Source organism: Aeromonas sp. ASNIH7 (genome assembly GCF_002903485.1).
Taxonomy (GTDB): domain Bacteria; phylum Pseudomonadota; class Gammaproteobacteria; order Enterobacterales; family Aeromonadaceae; genus Aeromonas; species Aeromonas caviae.
Window position 1 is genome coordinate 4,599,660 of sequence record NZ_CP026226.1, and the last position, 21,236, is coordinate 4,620,895.

At 60.4% G+C, this 21,236-nt stretch carries 16 protein-coding genes; 5 read left to right on the forward strand and 11 right to left on the reverse strand.

The window, feature by feature from the left end; all coding sequences use genetic code 11:
* Position 1 precedes the first annotated feature (1 nt).
* From C2U47_RS21505 to thrS, 8 genes are all read right to left on the reverse strand, one after another.
* Entirely contained in the window at positions 2-3,943 is a 3,942-nt protein-coding gene (locus C2U47_RS21505) for an ATP-binding protein (protein ID WP_373875505.1), read from the reverse strand.
* Between the two features lie 36 nt (positions 3,944-3,979).
* On the reverse strand, positions 3,980-4,276 hold the full coding sequence (gene ihfA / locus C2U47_RS21510) for an integration host factor subunit alpha (protein ID WP_005300715.1): 297 nt from the start codon (positions 4,274-4,276) through the stop codon (positions 3,980-3,982).
* 3 nt (positions 4,277-4,279) lie between these two features.
* Positions 4,280-6,667, reverse strand: a complete 2,388-nt coding sequence (gene pheT / locus C2U47_RS21515) for a phenylalanine--tRNA ligase subunit beta (protein ID WP_103261893.1) — start codon at positions 6,665-6,667, stop codon at positions 4,280-4,282.
* Between the two features lie 12 nt (positions 6,668-6,679).
* Positions 6,680-7,663, reverse strand: coding sequence for a phenylalanine--tRNA ligase subunit alpha (gene pheS / locus C2U47_RS21520; RefSeq protein ID WP_041211447.1), 984 nt, complete (start codon positions 7,661-7,663; stop codon positions 6,680-6,682).
* Positions 7,664-7,969: 306 nt separating this feature from the next.
* Positions 7,970-8,326: a 50S ribosomal protein L20 gene (rplT, locus tag C2U47_RS21525; protein WP_010674800.1), complete on the reverse strand. Its 357-nt coding sequence runs from the start codon at positions 8,324-8,326 to the stop codon at positions 7,970-7,972.
* A gap of 15 nt (positions 8,327-8,341) precedes the next feature.
* Positions 8,342-8,539 (reverse strand): 50S ribosomal protein L35, encoded by a 198-nt coding sequence (gene rpmI / locus C2U47_RS21530; protein WP_005300673.1) that lies wholly within the window; start codon positions 8,537-8,539, stop codon positions 8,342-8,344.
* Positions 8,540-8,625: 86 nt separating this feature from the next.
* On the reverse strand, positions 8,626-9,174 hold the full coding sequence (gene infC / locus C2U47_RS21535) for a translation initiation factor IF-3 (protein ID WP_026139078.1): 549 nt from the start codon (positions 9,172-9,174) through the stop codon (positions 8,626-8,628).
* A gap of 3 nt (positions 9,175-9,177) precedes the next feature.
* Complete coding sequence (gene thrS, locus C2U47_RS21540) at positions 9,178-11,106, reverse strand: threonine--tRNA ligase (protein WP_042017100.1); 1,929 nt, start codon at positions 11,104-11,106, stop codon at positions 9,178-9,180.
* A 322-nt stretch (positions 11,107-11,428) separates the two neighbouring features.
* Here thrS and C2U47_RS21545 point away from each other — a divergent pair, with 322 nt between their 5' ends.
* Positions 11,429-11,644 (forward strand): hypothetical protein, encoded by a 216-nt coding sequence (locus tag C2U47_RS21545; protein ID WP_124245003.1) that lies wholly within the window; start codon positions 11,429-11,431, stop codon positions 11,642-11,644.
* Positions 11,645-11,647: 3 nt separating this feature from the next.
* On the opposite strand, the gene C2U47_RS21550 is transcribed toward C2U47_RS21545, so the two are convergent.
* The gene (locus tag C2U47_RS21550; protein ID WP_042017101.1) at positions 11,648-12,238 is read right to left on the reverse strand and encodes a tetratricopeptide repeat protein; all 591 of its coding nucleotides are present in this window, start codon (positions 12,236-12,238) and stop codon (positions 11,648-11,650) included.
* Between the two features lie 174 nt (positions 12,239-12,412).
* Between C2U47_RS21550 and C2U47_RS21555 the strand changes: the two genes are divergently transcribed.
* A complete protein-coding gene (locus C2U47_RS21555; RefSeq protein WP_103261894.1) occupies positions 12,413-13,468 on the forward strand; it encodes a PA0069 family radical SAM protein in 1,056 nt (351 codons plus the stop codon).
* A gap of 6 nt (positions 13,469-13,474) precedes the next feature.
* Here C2U47_RS21555 and C2U47_RS23125 read toward each other — a convergent pair whose 3' ends face one another.
* On the reverse strand, positions 13,475-13,648 hold the full coding sequence (locus C2U47_RS23125; protein ID WP_164882096.1) for a hypothetical protein: 174 nt from the start codon (positions 13,646-13,648) through the stop codon (positions 13,475-13,477).
* Positions 13,649-13,952: 304 nt separating this feature from the next.
* Positions 13,953-16,700: a DNA topoisomerase (ATP-hydrolyzing) subunit A gene (gene gyrA / locus C2U47_RS21560; RefSeq protein ID WP_103261895.1), complete on the reverse strand. Its 2,748-nt coding sequence runs from the start codon at positions 16,698-16,700 to the stop codon at positions 13,953-13,955.
* 199 nt (positions 16,701-16,899) lie between these two features.
* Between gyrA and ubiG the strand changes: the two genes are divergently transcribed.
* From ubiG to nrdA, 3 genes are all read left to right on the forward strand, one after another.
* Positions 16,900-17,616: a bifunctional 2-polyprenyl-6-hydroxyphenol methylase/3-demethylubiquinol 3-O-methyltransferase UbiG gene (ubiG, locus tag C2U47_RS21565; RefSeq protein WP_041211453.1), complete on the forward strand. Its 717-nt coding sequence runs from the start codon at positions 16,900-16,902 to the stop codon at positions 17,614-17,616.
* A complete protein-coding gene (locus C2U47_RS21570) occupies positions 17,616-18,302 on the forward strand; it encodes an HAD family hydrolase (protein ID WP_041211454.1) in 687 nt (228 codons plus the stop codon). Before ubiG ends, C2U47_RS21570 begins: the two co-directional genes overlap by 1 nt.
* Positions 18,303-18,890: 588 nt before the next feature.
* On the forward strand, positions 18,891-21,158 hold the full coding sequence (gene nrdA, locus C2U47_RS21575; RefSeq protein ID WP_010674815.1) for a class 1a ribonucleoside-diphosphate reductase subunit alpha: 2,268 nt from the start codon (positions 18,891-18,893) through the stop codon (positions 21,156-21,158).
* The last annotated feature ends 78 nt before the right edge of the window (positions 21,159-21,236 follow it).

The following is a 21,236-nucleotide window of genomic DNA, read 5'->3' on the forward strand; positions in this document are numbered from 1 at the left end:
GTCATGCTCTCTCGCCCAGTTGTCGGCAGACCTCTTCCACGCACTGCCTCAAGGCGGCTGCAAAGGGATGTCCGGGGGCCTCCTGCCAACGGTCGATCACCTCTACCAGGGGGGTAGCCCCCACCATTTTGGCGGCCCCCTTCATCTTGTGTAAAGCCGTATTGAGGGCCTTCTCGTCCCCTTGTGTGACACACCGCTCAATGTCGGCCAGATCATGGTGAACCGATGCCAGATAGATGTCTACGAGGGCCGGGCTGAGGGACACGGGCAGGGAAAGGGCTGCCGTTGGCTGCGGTGCCTTCCCCCCGTCATGGGGGCCAAAGACGGTACGAAGCAATACGGCCAGATCCCTGAGCAAGACGGGTTTGTCCAGATGGCCCTGACAGCCGCATTCCGCCAGTCGCTGCGCCGCCTGCTCGCTGAGATCCGCGGTGATCACGTAGACGGGTAGATGCTGCCAGCGTTCATCGGCGTGCAATTGCCTGCAGAGCTCGGCGCCGTCCATCACCGGCATCTGCAGATCCGTCAGCACCAGATCCACCGACTCCGATTGCAGGATCTCCAGTGCCAGACGGCCATTGGCCGCGCTCAATACCCGGGCCCCCAGCTGACCCAGCTGCATGCTAATCAGCATTCTGTTCACCTCGTGATCTTCCACCAGCAGCACCCGCCTGCCTGCCCCCGGCAGGTCCGTGATCTCCTCGGCGCCACGGACGAGTCTGGGCTGCAGCAGGCTGACCACGGAGCCCGGGATCCAGGGTTCCCCCTGCCAGTACCAGGCGCGCAAGCCCCCATCGTCCTGCATGGCCCCAAGGCAAGGTGCCGCCGGATCCTCGGCCACGCCAAACTCTGCGAGCCAGGCCCGCATATATTCGAGCTCCCCGGGCAACAGTTGTAGGGAGACCGTCTTGACGCGCGGTTGCCAGGGCGCCTTCTCCTGCGCATGCCTGAGGGGCAACGAGCAGAGGAAACGGCTACCCCCGCGAGCCAGAGGCTCGACCCGGATCTCGCCCCCCATCTGCTCCATCAACTGGCGGCAGATGGCTAGCCCAAGCCCGGTTCCCTGGGCTCTGGGCTGGCCAGGCTCCTCCCCTTGTTCGAAGGGCAGGAACAACCGGGGCAACAGCTCGGCACTGATCCCGGGCCCCTCGTCGTCCACCCCGCACAAAATCCACTCCCCTTGTCGCCGGGCCCAGATCACCACCTCTCCCCGCTCGCTGAACTTGATGGCGTTGGAGAGCAGGTTGTGCAGCACCTGCTGCACCCGGTGGGGATCGAGTTCCATCAAGGCGGGCAGCGCCGGGTCGAGCGCCAGGCGCAGTTGCAGATGGCGGGATCGCGCCTTGGACCAGTGCACCGCCGCCACGTGTTCGCACAGCTCCACCAGATCCGTGGGCTGTACAGAGAGGCGCAACTGACGCGTCTCGTTGCGGCTGAAGTCGAGCACGTCGTTGAGCAGCCCGAGCAGTTCATTGCCCGCCTGCCTGACATGGGCCAGAGCCGAGGCCTGCTCTGCATTGAGTCCGGTCTGCTCGAGCCACTCCAGCAAGCCGAGCATGGCGTTCATGGGGGTGCGGATCTCGTGGCTCACGGCGGCCAGGAAGCGCCCCTTGGCAAGCACGGCCTGCTGGGCCTGCTCGTGGGAAAGCTGCAGGGAGTGCTCCTGCTCCACCCTGGCCGTCACATCCTGCACCACCCCGTAGATCCGCCACCCCTCCCCCTGACGGCGCCCCCTGCCGGAAAATTGCAGCCAGCGGGTTCCCTTGGCGGGGTGCTGATAGCGCAGCAGATGGGAGAAAGGTCGCCCGGCTTGCAGCATGGCCAGCATGGGGGCTCGCATCTCGCGCCTGTCCTGGTGGGAGATGCGAGTCAGGGTCTCGTTGGGATTGACCCGGATCTGCTGGCTCGCCAGCCCCAGCAGTTCGTGACTGCCCCGGCTCACAAACTCCACCCGGGTGATGGCTCCCCCCAGCAGGGTGAATTGCAGCACCACACCGGGCACCGTATTGGTGAGGGCGCGCAGGCGCCGCTCTGCCTGACGCAGCAGGCGGGTACGCTCGCGCAGGGCGCTGATGTCGGAGAGGGCGATAAGATCCCCTGCCGGTGCCTGGGGGCCCAGTCGCAAGGGGATCTGGGCATAGGAGTAGACCTGCTCGTGCAGCGCCAGCTCCCCTTCGGCGCCCTGCAACTGTGGCGCGGGCAGCACCAGATCGGCGGCGTAGCGCGCCTCCATGCGCTTGGCCCGCTTGTTGCGCTTGATCACCTCCCCTTTGTCATTGCGCAAGAACACGGGCACGGGGAGCGCCTGGAAGAGAGACTCCCTGAACTTGCTTTCCAGCGCCAGCGCCTGCTCTACCTTGTGACGCTCGCGGGCCTCCTGGGCCAGTTGCTGGCGGGAACGCCAGACTGACCAGATCACCGCCATGCTGATCAGCAGTGCCAGCAACACGGAGCCAAGCCAGAAACCGTAGCTGACCCCTTCCTGCTGGTTGACCACCAGGCGACGCCAGCGTTGCACCAGCTCGTCCACCTGCCGATCATTGAGGGTCATCAGGCTCTGATCCAGCACCCCTGCCAGGCTGGTCTGTTCCGGCCGGATGGCAAAACCGAGGCCGAAACGCTCCGGCAATTCGGTGATGGTCAGCTCGCTCAACTGGTTGTTTCGAATGGGATATTGGAGCTGGTACAACTCCGCCAGCATGGCCTGGGCATCCCCATGCCGCACCGCCGCCAATCCCTGCAGCAGGTTGTCGGTCACCTCCCACTCATGCTGGCCGAACCGGGCAAGCAGGCCGGGATCATAGAGCATTCTCGGGACCACCACCTTGCCACTGACGTCCGCGAGGGAGGCAGGCCCCCTCTTGCTGCGACTGACCAGAGCATAGCGGCTGGTCGCCACCATCCGGGTGAAGTCGAACTCCTTGTTCAGGGCGGCGGACTCCATCAGCCCGACCATCATGGCGGCATCGCCACTGCGCAGCAATGCCAACGCCTCCTCCCGGCTGGCGGCGGGTACCAGCTCGAAGCGCAGCCCTGTCTGCCGACTCACTTCCCGCAAGACATCCGCACTCCAGCCAATGAGCTCTCCCTGCTGGTTGACACCGCTGTATGGCATGAAGCCGGGATCCGCCACCATCTTGATGGTGTGGGCCTTGCCGACCAGCCAGGCCTGCTCCTTGTCGTTAAAATGCAGAGGATTCACATCCTGCTCACCCTGAGGCAGATACTTGCCCAGATCCCGGTAGAGACTGCCCGGCGGCAAATAGCGGATGGCCGTATCCACCAGCTCCAGCAACTCGGGCTGGTTGCGCATCATCAGCCGGTAACTGATGACCAGATCATCGCTGCGAAGACGGCGAAGGCGCAGCCCTTCATCCGGGAATTCCCGCATCAGGTAGCGCAGTTGCAGATAATCGCCGAGATAGGCGCTGCCCTTGCCGGCCACCAGGGCACCATACCAGTTCTCGGCATCGGTCAGCTGTTGCTGGGATGAACCAGGATAGAGACGCTTCAGGATCTCCTGGGCCTGCCAGATAGGTGACACCAGAAACTGCGCCTGATCGAGCTCACCCCGATAGAGGATGGCGGACTCCGCCTCCATCATGGCCCGGCTCAAGACGGTATCGCTCGAGTTCGACCGGGCAGGCCCGACGTGAGGAATGAGATCGCAGCGCCCGTTCAGCAGATCCTGCGTCATGGCTGCCCAGCTCGGCCGCTTCTCGAAGCGCACCGGTACCGGCAACAGCTCTGCCAACCGCGTCAGGCGATCGATAAGCAGGCCCCCCTCCGCCTCCAGATAGGGAGAACGTTGCAGGGCCGGGTAACAGAAGGTCAGTCCGGTGAGCGAATCGGCATAAGCCTGGGCACCCGGTGACAGCGGGAGTATGGCGGCACGCAGTGGCAAGGCCAGCAGCGCGCCGGACAACAGAAGGATTTTTATCATCGGAATGGAAAAGCCAGGCGATTGCCTGGCTTTTTGTCACTCGTTGGGTTCAACATTTTCTACCCTGGCCTTGAGCTTCTGGCCGGGCCGGAAGGTCACCACGCGACGGGCGCTGATGGGAATATCCTCCCCCGTCTTGGGGTTGCGTCCGGGACGCTGGTTCTTCTCGCGAAGATCGAAGTTACCGAAGCCGGAAATCTTGACCTGTTCGCCACGCTCGAGCGCCTGTCTGATCTCCTCAAAGAAGGCTTCCACCATATCTTTGGCTTCACGCTTGCTCATCCCGAGCTGGGTGAACAGGTGCTCTGCAATGTCGGCTTTGGTAAGCGCCATAGATCAATCCCTCAAGGATGCATTCAACTCTTCACCGAGGGCCCGCACGACATTGTCCACGGTCTCGGCGATCTCTTTCTCCTCCAGGGTGCGCTGGGTGTCTTGCAACACCAGGCTGATGGCCAGGCTCTTCTTGTCCTCTGCCATACCAGCGCCCTGGTATACGTCGAACAAGTTTATTCCAACTAACTGATTTCCGCCAACTTTTTTAATTACTGCCAGAACGTCGCCTGCCAGGATCTGTCTGTCAACCACCACGGCGATGTCGCGACGGTTGGCCGGGAACTTGGATACTTCGGCAGCAACCGGCACCTTGGCCGGCGTCAGTTTGTCCAGCTCCAGCTCGAACATGACAGCGCGGCTCTTGAGCCCCAGCTTCTTCTCGAGGCTCGGATGGATCACGCCGATGTGGCCGATCACGACGCCATTACGCAGAATGGCTGCGCTCTGGCCCGGATGCAGGGCACTGTGCTCGGTGCGCTCGAAGGTGAAGGTAGCCCCTTCGGCAGTCAGATCCAGTACCGCTTCCAGGTCACCCTTCAGATCGAAGAAGTCGACGGGACGGGCCTTGACATCCCAGTGCTCGTCCCCCTGGTTGCCGGTGATGATGCCGGCCAGCATGGGTTCCTGACGGATGCCGTTCTCGGCATTCTCGTCCTTGATGAAACGCAGGCCCTGCTCAAACAGGCGCACGCGTGGCTGCTGACGGTTCTGGTTGTAGACCACCGCCTGCACCAGACCCGGGAACAGAGAGACGCGCATGGCGGACATCTCGACCGAGATCGGGTTCGGCAGCACGATGGCATCGCTCTGCGGGAACAGGGTTTGCTGGGTCTTGGGATCGACGAAGCTGTAGGTGATCGCTTCCTGGAAACCGCGATCAACCAGCAGGTCGCGTACCCGCTTCAGGGTCACCTGCCCTTCAGCCTGCTCCACCATCGCCAGAGAGGCGGCGGGTTTCAGGTTCGGGATGTTGTTGTAGCCGTAGATGCGGGCCACTTCCTCGATGAGGTCTTCCTCGATGGCGATGTCGAAACGCCAGGAGGGAGCCAGCGCGGTCCAGCCGTCAGTATCCACGGTTACCTGCATGCCCAGACGAGTCAGAATTTCGACCACCTGCGCATCCGCCACGCTGATGCCGATCACCTTGTCGAGCTTGGTGCGGCGCAGCTTGATGGGGGCAGCCTTGGGCAAATGGGCATCGGATTTGACTTCGATGACCGGACCCGCTTCACCGCCGCAGATGTCCAGCAGCAGACGGGTGGCACGATCCATCACCTTGGCCTGCAGCTCGGGATCCACCCCGCGCTCGAAGCGGTGGGAAGAATCGGTATGCAGACCGTAGGCACGGGCACGGCCGGTGATGGAGAGCGGCGCGAAGAAGGCGCACTCCAGCAGGATGTCGGTGGTGGTCTCGGAGACACCGGTGCGATCGCCGCCGAAGATGCCGGCCATGCAGGCAGGGCCTTTGGCATCGGCAATCACGAGCGTGGTCTCTTTGAGCTTCACCTCGTTGCCATCGAGCAGGGTCATGGGCTCGTCGGCCTTGGCGCGACGCACCACCAGTTCCCCTTCAAGCGTCGCCAGGTCGAAGGCGTGCATCGGCTGGCCGTATTCCAGCAGCAGGTAGTTGGTGATGTCAACGATGGCGTCGATGGAACGAATACCGCCACGGCGCAGCTTCTCCTGCATCCAGAGCGGGCTCTGGGCGTGCAGGTTCAGCCCCTTGATGACACGGCCGAGATAACGGGGGCAATCTGCCGACGCTTCAACCCGGATCGGGAATGTTGCATCGATAGTGGCAACAGTCGGCGCCCAGGTCGGCTCGACCACGTCCACGCTGTTGAGCACGCCGATTTCACGGGCAAGACCCGCGATGCCGAGGCAGTCGGCACGGTTCGGGGTCAGATCCACATCGATGCTGACGTCGTTGAGCGCGAGGTATTCACGGATATCGGTCCCGATGGGGGCATCCAGCGGCAGCTCGATGATGCCATCGGCTTCGACGTCGATGCCCAGCTCGCTGAAGGAACAGAGCATGCCGTGGGACGGCTGGCCGCGCAGCTTGGCTTTCTTGATGGTGAAATCACCCGGCAGGGTCGCCCCGACCTTGGCCACGCACACTTTGAGGCCGGCGCGGCAGTTCGGCGCACCGCAGACGATGTCCAGCAGCTCGGCCTCGCCCACATTGACCTTGGTCACCCGCAGCTTGTCGGCGTCCGGGTGCTGGGCGCACTCGACCACTTCACCCACCACCACATTGTTGAACTGGCCGGCTACCGCTTCCACGGCGTCCACTTCCAGACCGGCCATGGTGATCTGCTCGGCCAGTGCATTGTCACTCAACTCGGTGCGGACCCACTCCATCACCCAGGATTTACTGAATTTCATGTTCTCTCGCCCTTACTTGAACTGCTTGAGGAAGCGCAGGTCGTTTTCGAAGAAGGCACGCAGGTCATTGACCCCGTAACGCAGCATGGTCAGGCGCTCAACGCCCATGCCGAAGGCAAAGCCGGAGTATTTTTCCGGATCGATGCCGACCGAACGCAGCACGTTCGGGTGCACCATGCCGCAGCCCAGCACTTCCAGCCACTTGCCGTTTTTGCCCATCACGTCCACTTCGGCGCTCGGCTCGGTGAACGGGAAATAGGAAGGACGGAAGCGAATCGTCAAGTCTTCCTCGAAGTAGTTGCGCAGGAAGTCGTGCAGGATGCCTTTCAACTCGGTGAAGCTGGCATGCTCGTCAACCAGCAGGCCTTCGACCTGGTGGAACATCGGGGTGTGGGTCATGTCGTAGTCGTTACGATAGACGCGGCCCGGCGCGATGATGCGGATCGGCGGCTGCTGATGTTCCATGGTGCGGATCTGCACACCGGAGGTGTGGGTACGCAGCATCAGATCAGGATCGAAGTAGAAGGTGTCGTGATCGGTACGCGCCGGGTGGTGAGCCGGGATATTCAGCGCATCGAAGTTGTGGAAGCCATCTTCAATCTCGGGACCACGGGCAACCTTGAAGCCCATCTCGCCAAACAGGCGCTCGATGCGCTCGATGGTGCGGGTCACCGGGTGCAGACCGCCATTCTCGATGCGGCGGCCCGGCAGGCTGACGTCGATGGTCTCGGCGGCCAGCTTCTGGTTCAGCACGGCGACTTCGAGGGCTTCACGACGCGCGTTTAGGGCATCCTGAACCTGCTGTTTGGCCTGGTTGATCACGGCGCCCGCTGCGGGACGCTCTTCAGCGGACAGGGCACCCAGTCCCTTCATCTGCTCGGTAAAAAAGCCCTTTTTACCCAGATATTTGACCCGGATTTCGTCGAGGGCGGCGATGTCGCTCACGCCCTCAATTTCGGCCTTGGCCTGGCCGACTACTTCTTCAAGCTGTTGCATGTCTTCCTCGTCACCACTCCCGGAACAGGAGCCTTTAGGCTAAATAAGGTCAAGAGGGGAATAATACAAAAAAAGCCCCTTGGCTGACCATAGTTATGACGGGCTTTTCTCCCTGCAAATCATTTTGTTATATGGATAAAGCCACAAGCCAGATGCAACAGGATTAAGACAAGCGTCGTTTGTTCTAGTTTGTTGGCATATGGAAGGATAAAGCATTCATGAACGTGGCATGCTACCTGCCAACGCTCAAAAATGAGCAACAAAAAAGGAGGCCTGAGCCTCCTTTATTTTTATAACAGAGCTGGATTAGACCAGAGCTGCTTTAGCTTTTTCAACCAGGGCGGTGAAAGCCAGCTTGTCGTGAACGGCGATATCGGACAGGATCTTGCGATCGATCTCGATGGAAGCCTTCTTCAGACCGTCGATCAGACGGCTGTAGGACAGGCCGTTCTGACGGGCTGCAGCGTTGATACGTGCAATCCACAGTTGACGGAACTGACGCTTCTTCTGGCGACGGTCACGGTAGGCATACTGACCAGCTTTGGTTACCGCTTGTACCGCTACGCGGTAGACACGGGAACGGGCGCCGTAGTAACCCTTGGCGGCTTTCATTACTTTCTTGTGACGAGCGCGAGCGGTCACACCACGTTTAACTCTTGGCATTTTTCACATCCCCCCTTATGCGTACGGCAGACAAGCGACAACACGTTTGTGGTCGGCAGCAGAAACAAAGAACTTCGGTCCCAGCTGACGCTTACGCTTACTGCTCTTCTTGGTCAGGATGTGACGCAGGTGGTTATGCTTGCACTTGAAGCGACCTGAGCCAGTCTTCTTGAAGCGCTTTGCGGCGCCCCGGTTGGTTTTCATCTTCGGCATTTCATACTCCGCATTGTGAGTGACAACAAAATCGCAAGGCGAACCGACTCATGGGGCCAGCCCCATGAGTCAATTTCTTGTGGGCCTTAAGATTTCTTCTTGGGTGCGAGAACCATCACAGCTTGACGGCCTTCGACTTTCGGGAACGATTCGACTACGGCCAGCTCTTCCAGATCGTTCTTGACGCGCTCGAGAACCTTGATACCAAGATCCTGGTGGGCCATTTCACGACCACGGAAGCGCAGGGTGACCTTTGCCTTGTCCCCGTCTTCCAGAAAGCGAACCAGGTTGCGTAGTTTTACCTGATAGTCGCCTTCGTCGGTGCCAGGACGGAATTTGATTTCCTTGACCTGGACGACTTTCTGCTTTTTCTTCTGTTCTTTGGTGGTCTTGCTCTTTTCGTAGAGGAATTTGCCGTAATCCATGATCCGGCAAACGGGCGGCTCAGCGTTCGGACTGATCTCGACCAGATCCACTCCAGCCTCAAGGGCCAAGTTCAGCGCATCCTGAATGGAGGTGATGCCAATGGCTTCACCATCCAGACCAGTCAGACGAACTTCTTTCAGACGGATCTCTTCATTGATCCGGTGAGCGCGGGCTTGCGGTTGCTTGCCCAGTTTTTTTCCGCCTTTTATAGCTTATTCCTCCACTTTCTTTTGTCCGCGGGTCTGAACTTCCTGGGTCAACAGAGCAATCAGCTCTTCAACAGGATAAGAGCCCAGGTCAGCCCCTTTACGAGTACGCACTGCAATCTTGCCGGCTTCTACTTCTTTGTCGCCGCAGACCAGCATGAAGGGTACTCGCTTCAAAGTATGCTCGCGGATTTTAAAGCCAATCTTCTCATTTCTCAAGTCCGCTTTTGCGCGAAGGCCCGCATCATTCAATGCCTTGGCAACTTTCACAGCATAATCGGCCTGGTTATCCGTGATATTCATGACCACGGCCTGGGTCGGCGCCAGCCAGGTCGGGAACAGACCGGCGTACTCTTCCGTCAGGATCCCGATGAAGCGCTCCAGCGAGCCCAGAATGGCGCGGTGGATCATCACGGGGATGTGGCGCTCGTTGTCTTCGCCCACATAGGTGGCGCCAAGACGGCCCGGCAGGGCAAAGTCGAGCTGCACGGTACCACACTGCCAGGCACGATCAAGGCAATCGTGCAGGGTGAACTCGATCTTGGGACCGTAGAAAGCCCCCTCGCCCGGTTGCAGGTCGAACTTCAGGCCGTTGAGTTCCAACGCCTCGGCCAGCGCGGCCTCGGCACGATCCCAGGCTTCATCAGAGCCGATACGCTGCTCCGGACGGGTCGAGAGCTTGACCACGATGTTCTCGAAGCCGAAGGTACCGTAGACGTCATAGACCATGCGGATGCACGCAGACACCTCTTCCATGATCTGCTCTTCGGTACAGAAGATGTGGGCGTCATCCTGGGTGAAACCCCGAACCCGCATCAGGCCGTGCAGGGAGCCTGACGGCTCGTTGCGGTGGCAGGAGCCGAACTCGGCCATGCGCAGCGGCAGATCGCGGTAGGATTTCAGACCCTGGTTGAAAATCTGCACGTGACCCGGGCAGTTCATCGGCTTGATGGCGTACTCGCGGTTTTCGGACTGGGTGGTGAACATGGCCTGGGCGTATTTCTCCCAGTGACCTGAACGCTCCCACAGCACGCGATCCATCATGAAGGGGCCTTTCACTTCCTGATAGTCGTACTCTTTGAGCTTGCCGCGGATGAAGGTTTCCAGCTCGCGGAAAATGGTCCAGCCGTCGTTATGCCAGAACACCATGCCCGGCGCTTCTTCCTGCATATGGTACAGGTCGAGCTGCTTGCCGATCTTGCGGTGGTCGCGCTTGGCGGCCTCTTCCAGACGCTGCAAATAGGCCTTGAGCTGCTTCTTGTCAGCCCAGGCGGTGCCGTAGATGCGCTGCAGCATCTTGTTGTTGGAGTCGCCGCGCCAGTAGGCACCGGACATCTTCTGCAACTTGAAGTGGTGGCAATGACGCATGTTGGGCACGTGCGGGCCGCGACACATGTCGATGTACTCTTCGTGATGATAGAGACCGGGCTGGTCATCACGGGCAATGTTCTGATCCAGGATCTCGACCTTGTAGGTCTCGCCACGGGCTTCGAACACGTCGCGCGCTTCCTGCCAGGAGACCTTCTTCTTGATGACATCGTAATCCTTGGCGGCCAGCGCCAGCATGCGCTCTTCCAGGGCAGCCAGATCTTCGTCGGTCAGGGTGCGGTCGAGATCGATGTCGTAGTAGAAACCGTTGTCGATAACGGGACCGATGGCCATCTTGGTCTGGGGCCAGAGTTGCTTGATGGCATGACCCAGCAGGTGAGCACAGGAGTGGCGCAGAATGTCCAGACCTTCTTCGTCTTTGGCGGTGATGATGGCCAGGGAGGCATCGGCTTCGATCAGCTCGCAGGCATCCACCAGTTCACCGTTTACCCGACCGGCAATGCACGCCTTGGCGAGACCGGGACCGATGTCCGCGGCCACATCCATGACGGAAACGGCGTGGGCAAATTGACGTTGGCTGCCGTCAGGCAGAGTAATGATTGGCATTAGGTGTTTCCTTATACAGTGGTGACCCCTACCAAAGGCCACATGCAGGTTGGAGAAACCCTTTCATGTCCAGCTGTTCACTCCCGAGTTTCACCGTTCACAATACGGTTGGTACACGGCAGTGGCACACCATATGGCGTGTGCAAGGCCATCCATTGAGAGGTACAGCGGGGGATTGTATCAGACGCGACAACCCAGACAAGCTGTCTTGGCGATTTTGCATACCGCTTAAGCGCGGGTGTCAACCTGTCCTACTTGCGAGGGCGCCCTTCTGCTGCCATACCCTGTACCAGATTGAGGCGTCAGCCAAAGCAAGGAGAGCATGATGTACACCTACGATATTTCATTTCCGGAGCATGCAGAAAAGCTGGTTCATCCGGATCACCTTCTCACGACTCACTGTCCCGTCCATATCGGTGAGCTGGTGATCCTGGGTGATGGCAGCAAGCGGGAGGTATGCAGCATCGTCCACAGTGCCGAGCGCAGTACCCTCTATGTCACGGACGTGACGCCCGGCAAAGTCACCGCCAGCCGTTGATCCCTAACCGGCGTTCAGAAAAGAGTGGCCATTGAAATCGAAGGCGCTGCGTCCCTCCTCGGCCAGCGCCATCTCCTGCAATACCTGTAGTGCCATCTTGTTGCCCTTTTGCGAGGCCTGATAGAGCCACTGCTTCGCCTCGGCCAGTTCAACCCGCCCGTTGACCCCCATCAGGTGCAGGATGCCCACCTTCAGCATGGCGGGCACATCACCGTTCCTGGCTGCCAGCTCCATCCAGCGAAACGCCTCGTGCAGATCCCGCTTCACCCCGGCCCCGCGCAGATAGACCTCTCCCAGCCGATACTGGCCGAAAGCGTCCCCCGCCTGCGCAGCCTGACGATAGAGTCGGATGGCGCGATCCATATCCTGCTCGCTCCCCTGCCCCACTTCATGGCTCCAACCCATCAGCGCCTGTGCCCGTGGCTGGCCCTGCTCCGCCAGGGGCGACCAGATCCGGGTCGCCTCATCAAAGTGCCCTGTCCGCCAGGCGCGGTTGGCCGCCGCCAGCTCCTGCTCGGTGGAGAGCGGGATCAGACGCCAGATGACCAGCGCAATGAGGGCGATGAAGAGCCAGCGGGCGGTAGTAGGTTGCATGACATTTTCCGTGATCTGGTTCGCATTTCGTCTATGTAAACGAAATGTAGCAACAGATCAAGCAGGAGATCACCCGGGTTCACCCTCTTTCATGGGGTCGCTCTTTGCGAACTTGCAGTTTAACGGGCTACACAGCAAAATAACTGTATATATAAACAGTGAATTGGTGATGTGATGGCAGGACGAGGCGCGAACCACAATGTCGAGCACCGCTTCAGCGGCCCGCAAATCGAAACCGTTGACGACGGCTGGAGTCAGAGCGACTGGGACGCGGCATTTGCCGCCAGCGCTCCCCGCACCGAGGTGACGGAGATCAGCGCCCGCAGCATTATCAGCTACAACGATTCGCCGGATCTTCCCTTCGGTCGCTCCATCAATCCCTATCAGGGGTGCGAGCATGGCTGCATCTACTGCTATGCCAGACCCAGCCACGCCTACCTTGAGCTCTCCCCCGGGCTGGATTTCGAGAGCAAGCTGTTTGCCAAAATCAATGCTGCCGAGCTGCTGCGACGGGAGTTTGCCAAGCCAGCCTATCAGCCACAAACCATCGTGCTGGGGGCCAATACCGATCCCTATCAACCCATCGAGCACCACTATCGCCTGACTCGTGAACTCCTGACGGTGATGCTGGCTCATCGCCATCCGGTAGGGCTCATCACCAAGAGCGCCATGATCCTGCGCGACCTCGATCTGCTGACCGAGCTGGCCCGAGAAGGGTTATGCCAGGTGATGGTGTCGGTCACCACCCTCAATGACACGCTGAGGCGACAGCTGGAGCCCAGGGCCAGCACGGGGGTTGGTCGGATCAAGGTGATCGAACGACTGGCCAAGGCCGGTGTGCCGGTCGGGGTGCTGGCGGCCCCCATGATCCCCAGGCTCAACGAGCCGGAACTGGAACAGATCATCAAGGCCGCCGTCGACGCCGGGGCGGGCTGTGCGGATTACATCTTGCTGAGATTGCCCCACGAGCTCACCACCCTCTTTTGCGACTGGCTCGATACGCACTATCCCGGCCAGAAAGAGGCGATCCTCAACCAGCTGCGGGCGAGCCGGGGTGGCGCACTCAACAGCGCCACCTTTGGCAGCCGCATGCGAGGTGAAGGACAGTTTGCCGACCTGCTCGCCCAGCGCTTTCGCCTGATCAGCAGGCGGCTGCAACTGGGCAAGCGCCATGTAGCACTCAATACAGCCGCCTTCATCCGCCCGGGCGAGCAGTTGCGTCTGTTCTGAGCGCCGTCAGCCCCGTGGTCTCGGCGGGCAGCTCCCCGCTGGATGGCGCTGTGCAATCAGCTCCGCAGGCAGGCGTGATGGCTCGTGCGCCACCTCCTCCTCATCCACCCTAAGGCGCGCCTTCTCCTGCCCTCCCCACATCCGGCTCCACCAGATCTCCCACATTACCCAGCTCGTCATAACAGTGCTCCTGGCAAGCGATGCCTGCCTCTGTGGTGGCCTCATTCAACGCAGGCAGCATGGCTGGCAGTCATGACAGGGCCATGACAGCCGAGTGAAGGAATCGTGTTGATGCGATGGGGTCAACCCTGCATATCAGGAAGATGACGCCGTGGCAGGCAGGGCTGCATGCACGGCAGACGGAGCCGGGCACCAGAGAAGAGAGCGCCAGGGCAAGCACAAGGACGGGGAGAGCCTGCGGTGAGGCGGACAAAAAAAGAGCGACCATCAAGGTCGCTCTTTTGCACCGGACAAAGGGGGACGATTACTCGTCGCTCGCCTCTCCGGTATCGACGGCGCCAGCGTCCGCTGCGGTGTCGGTGCCTTCAGACACCTCCCCTTCAACAGCCAGGGCCTCGGTTTCCTCTTCGTCGCTCTCGGCAACACGCTGCAGGCCGACCACGGTCTCGTCTTCACCGGTACGGATCAGACGCACACCCCCGGTGTTGCGGCCGATGACGCTCACCTCGGACACCCGGGTACGAACCAGGGTACCGCCGTTGGTGATCAGCATGATCTGGTCGGTATCTTCGACCTGGATCGCATCGATCACCTTGCCGTTGCGCTCGTCCACCTTGATGGAGATGACGCCCTGGGTACCACGGCTCTTGGTCGGGTACTCGTCCAGCGCGGTGCGCTTGCCGTAACCGTTCTCGGTGGCGGTGAGGATGGCACCATCACCACGGGGCACGATGAGGGAGACCACCTTGTCACCGGCGCCCAGCTTGATGCCACGCACGCCAGCAGCGGTACGACCCATGGGACGTACGCCCTTGAAGGTACCCTTGCTTTCGGTGCCTTCGCCGTTGTCACTGCCATCATCATCGTTGCCGGCGTCGTCGTCGGTGTCGACTTCGTCAGTGGCATCGGCATCGGCGCGACCGCTGCCTTCCGCGAAGCGAACCACCTTGCCCGCATCGGAGAAGAGCATGATCTCGTTGCTGCCATCGGTGATGTCCACCCCGATCAGCTCATCACCCTCTTTGAGGTTGATGGCACGGATACCGGAGGAGAGCGGACGGCTGAAGTCGGACAGGCTGGTCTTCTTCACGGTGCCGTTGGCGGTGGCGAAGAAGACATACTTGTCGGCGTCATATTCTTTCACCGGCAGGATGGCGGTGATGCGCTCACCCTCATCCAGCGGCAGCAGGTTGATGATCGGACGACCGCGGGCGCCACGGGACGCTTCCGGCAGCTGATACACCTTGAGCCAGTAGACCTTGCCACGGGTGGAGAAGCACAGAATGGTGTCGTGGGTGTTGGCCACCAGCAGACGCTCCACAAAGTCCTCTTCCTTGATCCGGGTGGCCGACTTGCCACGACCACCGCGGCGTTGGGCCTCGTAGTCGGAGAGCGGCTGATACTTCACATATCCCTGGTGAGACAAGGTAACGACCACGTCTTCCGGGGTGATCAGATCTTCGATGTTGATCTCGGCACTGGACATGCTGATCTCGGTGCGACGCTCGTCGCCGTACTGCTCGCGCACGGCCAGCAGTTCGTCACGGATCACTTCCATCAGGCGTTCCGGGCTTGCCAGGATGTGCAGCAGCTCGGCGATGAGATCCAGCAGAGATTGGTACTCTTCCAGGATCTTCTCGTGCTCGAGGCCGGTCAGCTTGTGCAGACGCAGGTCAAGGATGGCCTGGGCCTGGATCTCGGTCAGGAAGTACTGCCCTTCACGGATGCCGAACTCAGGCTCCAGCCACTCGGGGCGAGCCGCGTCGTCGCCCGCTTTTTCCAGCATGGCGGCCACGTTGCCGAGCTCCCAGCCCTTGGCTACCAGGGCGGCTTTCGCATCCGCCGGGGTCGCACTGTGGCGAATGAGCTCGATGATGGGGTCGATGTTGGCCAATGCCACCGCCAACCCTTCCAGGATGTGCGCCCGATCCCGCGCCTTGCGCAGCTCGAACACGGTCCGGCGAGTCACCACTTCACGGCGGTGCAGCAGGAAGGCATCCAGGATCTCTTTGAGGTTCATCACCTTGGGCTGGTTGTTGTCCAGCGCCACCATGTTGATGCCGAACGTGGTCTGCATCTGGGTGTGCTTGTAGAGATTGTTCAGCACAATCTCGCCGGACTCGCCGCGCTTGATCTCGATGACGATGCGCATGCCGTCCTTGTCGGACTCATCGCGCAGGGCGCTGATGCCCTCGATTTTCTTCTCTTTGACCAGCTCGGCGATCTTCTCGATCAGGCGAGCCTTGTTCACCTGATAGGGGATCTCGTGGACGATGATGGTCTCGCGACTGGTCTTCTCGTCCACCTCCACTTCAGCCTTGGCCCGCACATAGACGGAGCCGCGACCGGTACGGTACGCCTGCACGATGCCGGAACGGCCGTTGATGATGCCGCCGGTGGGGAAATCCGGGCCGGTGACATGGGTCATCAGCTCGTCAATGGTGAGGTCGCCGTTTTCGATCAGCGCCAGGCAACCGTTGACAATCTCGGTGAGGTTGTGAGGCGGGATGTTGGTCGCCATGCCCACCGCGATACCGGAGGAGCCGTTGACCAGCAAGGTGGGGACCTTGGTGGGCATGACAGCCGGGATCATCTCGGTGCCGTCGTAGTTCGGCACCCAGTCCACGGTCTCTTTGTCCAGATCGGCCAGCAGCTCGTGGGAGATGCGCGCCATCCGCACTTCGGTGTAACGCATGGCCGCGGCGTTGTCGCCGTCCACCGAACCGAAGTTGCCCTGACCGTCGACCAGCATGTAGCGCATGGAGAAATCCTGCGCCATCCGGACGATGGTGTCATACACGGCGATGTCGCCATGCGGGTGATATTTACCGATTACGTCACCGACCACACGGGCCGATTTTTTATAGGGCTTGTTCCAGTCGTTCCCCAGCTCGTTCATTGCATACAGAACGCGGCGGTGAACCGGTTTCAAGCCATCACGCACATCCGGCAGAGCTCGTCCTACGATCACGCTCATGGCGTAATCCAGATAGGAACTCTTGAGCTCTTCTTCGATGTTGACCGGCGTGATCTCTCTGGCCAGATCGCTCATAGAAAGCCTTAATCCCTAATTAGTTGTTCTTTGGCTTAAACAGCGCGACATGGTAACACACTGAGCCAAATACATTAAGCCACAAATCCGATGAGCACATCGGGCTGGTGCGACGAGGTCGGTCCGTTATAATGCGCGCCAGGACAATAGATTGCGCGCGCCCAGCCCGCTGCGCGCCTTGCCACAGGATCATCAAAACATGAATAGTGATGCCAATGTCGATCTGACAGAAATCGCCAAATTTGAAGCCATCGCCTCCCGCTGGTGGGACATGGAGGGCGAATTCAAGCCGCTGCATCAAATCAACCCGGTGCGCCTTGACTGGATCACCGACAAGAGCGGCGGCCTGTTTGGCAAGCGCGTGCTCGACATCGGCTGCGGTGGCGGCATCCTCTCCGAGAGCATGGCCCGCCGGGGGGCCCGGGTCACCGGCATCGACATGGGCAAGGAACCCCTCGGCGTCGCCCGCCTCCACGCGCTGGAACAAGGTGTGGAGCTCGAGTACCGCCAGATCACCGCCGAAGCCCACGCCGATGAAGCGCCTGGCCAGTATGACGTGGTTACCTGCATGGAGATGCTGGAGCACGTGCCGGACCCGGCCTCGGTGCTGCGCGCCATCGCCACCCTGGTACGGCCGGGGGGAAAGGTGTTCGTCTCCACCATCAACCGCAACCCCAAAGCCTATCTGATGATGATCCTCGGGGCCGAGTACCTGATGAAGATGGTCCCCAAGGGCACTCACGATCACAAGAAGTTCATCACCCCCGCCGAACTGTGTCGCATGGGGGAAGCGGCGGGCCTCCTGGTGCGGGACATGAGCGGCGTTCACTACGCCCCGCTCTCCAACAGCTTCAAGCTCGGCAAGAATGTCGACGTCAACTACATGGTGGCGTTCGAGCGCCCGGAGCAAGGCTGATGAGCACACCTCACCCGATGCCCCTTGGCTGCGTGCTGTTTGATCTGGACGGCACCCTGCTCGACACCGCCCCAGACCTTGGCGCCGCCGTCAATCACGTGCTGATAAGCGAAGGCTTTGCCCCGCTCTCTGAGGACATCATCCGTCAGACCACCTCCCACGGGGCCCTCGGGCTGCTCAGGGCAGGTCTTGGGGACGAGCTGCTGGAGGAGCTGGGGGCCACCCGCCTTCGCACCGCCCTGCTCGACTACTACGCCGCCAACCTCTGCGTCGGCACCCGCCCCTATGAAGGCATGGTGGATCTCATCGAGTGGCTCGACGAGAAAAAGCTGCCCTGGGGCATTGTCACCAACAAGCCGGGCTTTCTCACCGAACCGCTCCTGGCAGCCCTGCCTGAACTCGCCAGTTGCGGCGTGACGGTGAGCGCCGACACCCTGCCGGTGCGCAAGCCCGACCCAGCCCCCATGTTCTTTGCCTGCGAGCGCCTCGGCATCGCGGCGAGCCAGTGTCTCTATGTGGGGGATCACGTGCGCGACATCGAGGCCGGCCGCAATGCCGGCATGCGTACCGCAGTGGCTGGCTGGGGTTATCTCAATGATGACGAGGATCCGGCCCTCTGGGGCGCCGATCTTCACTTTGATACCGTGCAGGCCCTGCACCACTGGCTGCGTTACGAACTGAGCTGACACGTTCATTGCCCATGACCGACAAGGCATCCGGATAGAGGTGGATCTGCGGGGCAACTTTGATGTTGTCCCGATGGCCATGTGGGCATCTGCCCCGGCGCGCAGCTCCCCCAGCAGCGCACCAGAGGGATCCCGGACGATCCCTCTTTTTACGGGCTTGGCAACCCCCCGAACGGCGTAACAGGACACCTTTTGACCCTGACTGCACAAGGGATGAGCAGGCCGGATTTGCTAGTAAAAACACCCTGCTTTCGCAAGCAAAAAAAGTTATTTTAATTTTCCATCTTCGATCTCCGGACTTGCATTTGACGGATCGGACGGATGAAAACCCGTTCGCTGTGAGCGTCCACTAACTCCCGTCCCGACACCCACAATTTATCCACAGCTAATGCGTTATCCACAGATTGCATTACCGCATCGACCTCACTATCTTGTAGTTCGCATTAAAAATAACACTACATCTTGTGATTCATCGCACAATCCCTGCCCAGTTTCCCTCGACAGACGGAGCCGGGTTGCGCCATTGTGCGATGGCTTTTCGGGAATCAACCGATACCGGCAGGTATCAATGAAAGGGGTCATCAGCCAATGAACTTGTTTGTGACGAAGCGTAACGGACACAAAGAACCCATCGATCTGGATAAAATTCACCGTGTGCTCGACTGGGCTGCCGAGAAGCTCGACAACGTGTCGGTCTCCCAGGTGGAGCTCAAGTCCCACATCCAGTTCTATGACGGTATCCGTACCGCCGACATCCACGAGACCATCATCAAGGCTGCTGCTGACCTCATCTCCGAGCAAAGCCCGGACTACCAGTACATGGCTGCCCGTCTGGCCATCTTCCACCTGCGCAAGAAGGCCTACGGCCAGTTCGAGCCGCCCCACCTGTATCAGCACGTCGCCAGACTGGTGGACATGGGCAAGTACGACAAGCACCTGCTGGAAGACTACACCCAGGCGGAATTTGAGGAGCTGAACGGCTACCTCGATCACTGGCGCGACATGGACTTCTCCTACGCGGCGGTCAAGCAGCTCGAAGGCAAGTACCTGGTACAGAACCGCGTCACCGGCGAGATCTACGAGAGCCCGCAGTTCCTCTACATCCTGGTAGCGGCCTGCCTCTTCTCCAAGTATCCGAAAGATACTCGTCTGGACTACATCAAGCGCTTCTATGATGCGGTCTCGACCTTCAAGATCTCCCTGCCGACCCCGATCATGAGCGGCGTGCGCACCCCGACTCGCCAGTTCAGCTCCTGCGTGCTGATCGAGTGTGACGACAGCCTGGATTCCATCAATGCCACCGCCAGCGCCATCGTGCGCTACGTGTCCCAGCGCGCCGGCATCGGCATCAACGCCGGCCGCATCCGTGGTCTGGGCAGCCCCATCCGTGGCGGCGAAGCCTTCCACACCGGCTGCATCCCCTTCTACAAATACTTCCAGACTGCGGTGAAGTGCTGCTCCCAGGGCGGCGTGCGCGGCGGTGCGGCCACCCTCTTCTACCCGCTGTGGCACACCGAGGTGGAGAGCCTGCTGGTACTGAAGAACAACCGCGGCGTGGAAGAGAACCGGGTCCGTCACATGGACTACGGCGTGCAGATCAACAAGCTGATGTACCAGCGCCTCATCAAGGGCGGTGACATCACCCTGTTCTCCCCGTCCGATGCACCAGGTCTCTATGACGCCTTCTTCGCGGACCAGGACAAGTTCGAAGCGCTCTACGTCAAGTACGAGCAGGATCCGGCCATTCGCAAGAAGACCCTGAAGGCGGTGGATCTCTTCTCCCTGATGATGCAGGAGCGCGCAGGTACCGGCCGCATCTACATCCAGAACGTGGATCACTGCAACACCCACAGCCCGTTCGATCCGAGCGTGGCGCCGGTACGCCAGTCCAACCTCTGCCTCGAGATTGCGCTGCCCACCAAGCCGCTCAACAACGTGGATGACGAGGACGGCGAAATTGCCCTGTGCACTCTCTCCGCCTTCAACCTGGGCGCCATCGAGAAGCTGGAAGATCTGGAAGAGATGGCCGAGCTGGCCGTGCGCGCTCTGGACGCCCTGCTCGACTATCAGGACTACCCGCTCAAGGCAGCCAAGAAGGGCAGCATGAACCGCCGCACCTTGGGTATCGGCGTCATCAACTACGCCTACTACCTGGCGAAAAACGGTGCCCGCTACTCCGACGGTTCCGGTCTGGCCCTGACCCACCGCACCTTCGAGGCGATCCAGTACTACCTGCTGAAGGCCTCCGTGCAACTGGCCCGCGAGTTCGGCCCCTGCCCGGCCTTCAACGAGACCACCTATGCCCAGGGTATCCTGCCTATCGATACCTATAAAAAGGATCTGGACACTCTGTGCAATGAACCCCTGCACCTGGACTGGGAAACCTTGCGCGAAGAGATCAAGACCGTGGGTTTGCGCAACTCCACCCTGACCGCCCTGATGCCGAGCGAGACCTCCAGCCAGATCTCCAACGCCACCAACGGCATCGAGCCGCCCCGCGGCCTGGTGTCGGTGAAAGCCTCCAAGGATGGCATCCTCAAGCAGGTGGTGCCGGAGTATCACCGCCTGAAGGATCAGTACGAACTGCTGTGGAAACAGCCGAGCGTCGACGGTTACCTGCAGCTGGTCGGCATCATGCAGAAGTTCGTGGATCAGGCGATCTCCGCCAACACCAACTACGACCCTGCCCGCTTCGAAGGCAACAAGGTGCCGATGAAGCAGTTGCTCAAAGACTTGCTGACCGCCTACAAATACGGTCTCAAGACCCTCTACTATCACAACACCCGTGATGGTGCCGACGACACCCAGACCGATCTGCAAGATGACGGCTGCGCTGGCGGGGCTTGCAAGATCTAACCGCGAAACGCACTGATAAACCGGGCGGGAGCATCAAGCTCCCGCCCTCCTGTTTTCCCTATTTCACGGCATTCGAAC

Excerpts from the sequence above, each read along its gene's own strand:
- C2U47_RS21505 (WP_373875505.1), bottom strand. The coding sequence starts at position 3,943 with ATGATAAAAATCCTTCTGTTGTCCGGCGCGCTGCTGGCCTTGCCACTG.
- ihfA (WP_005300715.1), bottom strand. The coding sequence starts at position 4,276 with ATGGCGCTTACCAAAGCCGACATTGCAGAGCACCTGTTCACCCAGCTC.
- pheT (WP_103261893.1), bottom strand. The coding sequence starts at position 6,667 with ATGAAATTCAGTAAATCCTGGGTGATGGAGTGGGTCCGCACCGAGTTG.
- pheS (WP_041211447.1), bottom strand. The coding sequence starts at position 7,663 with ATGCAACAGCTTGAAGAAGTAGTCGGCCAGGCCAAGGCCGAAATTGAG.
- rplT (WP_010674800.1), bottom strand. The coding sequence starts at position 8,326 with ATGCCAAGAGTTAAACGTGGTGTGACCGCTCGCGCTCGTCACAAGAAA.
- rpmI (WP_005300673.1), bottom strand. The coding sequence starts at position 8,539 with ATGCCGAAGATGAAAACCAACCGGGGCGCCGCAAAGCGCTTCAAGAAG.
- thrS (WP_042017100.1), bottom strand. The coding sequence starts at position 11,106 with ATGCCAATCATTACTCTGCCTGACGGCAGCCAACGTCAATTTGCCCAC.
- C2U47_RS21545 (WP_124245003.1), top strand. The coding sequence starts at position 11,429 with ATGATGTACACCTACGATATTTCATTTCCGGAGCATGCAGAAAAGCTG.
- C2U47_RS21550 (WP_042017101.1), bottom strand. The coding sequence starts at position 12,238 with ATGCAACCTACTACCGCCCGCTGGCTCTTCATCGCCCTCATTGCGCTG.
- C2U47_RS21555 (WP_103261894.1), top strand. The coding sequence starts at position 12,413 with ATGGCAGGACGAGGCGCGAACCACAATGTCGAGCACCGCTTCAGCGGC.
- C2U47_RS23125 (WP_164882096.1), bottom strand. The coding sequence starts at position 13,648 with ATGACGAGCTGGGTAATGTGGGAGATCTGGTGGAGCCGGATGTGGGGA.
- gyrA (WP_103261895.1), bottom strand. The coding sequence starts at position 16,700 with ATGAGCGATCTGGCCAGAGAGATCACGCCGGTCAACATCGAAGAAGAG.
- ubiG (WP_041211453.1), top strand. The coding sequence starts at position 16,900 with ATGAATAGTGATGCCAATGTCGATCTGACAGAAATCGCCAAATTTGAA.
- C2U47_RS21570 (WP_041211454.1), top strand. The coding sequence starts at position 17,616 with ATGAGCACACCTCACCCGATGCCCCTTGGCTGCGTGCTGTTTGATCTG.
- nrdA (WP_010674815.1), top strand. The coding sequence starts at position 18,891 with ATGAACTTGTTTGTGACGAAGCGTAACGGACACAAAGAACCCATCGAT.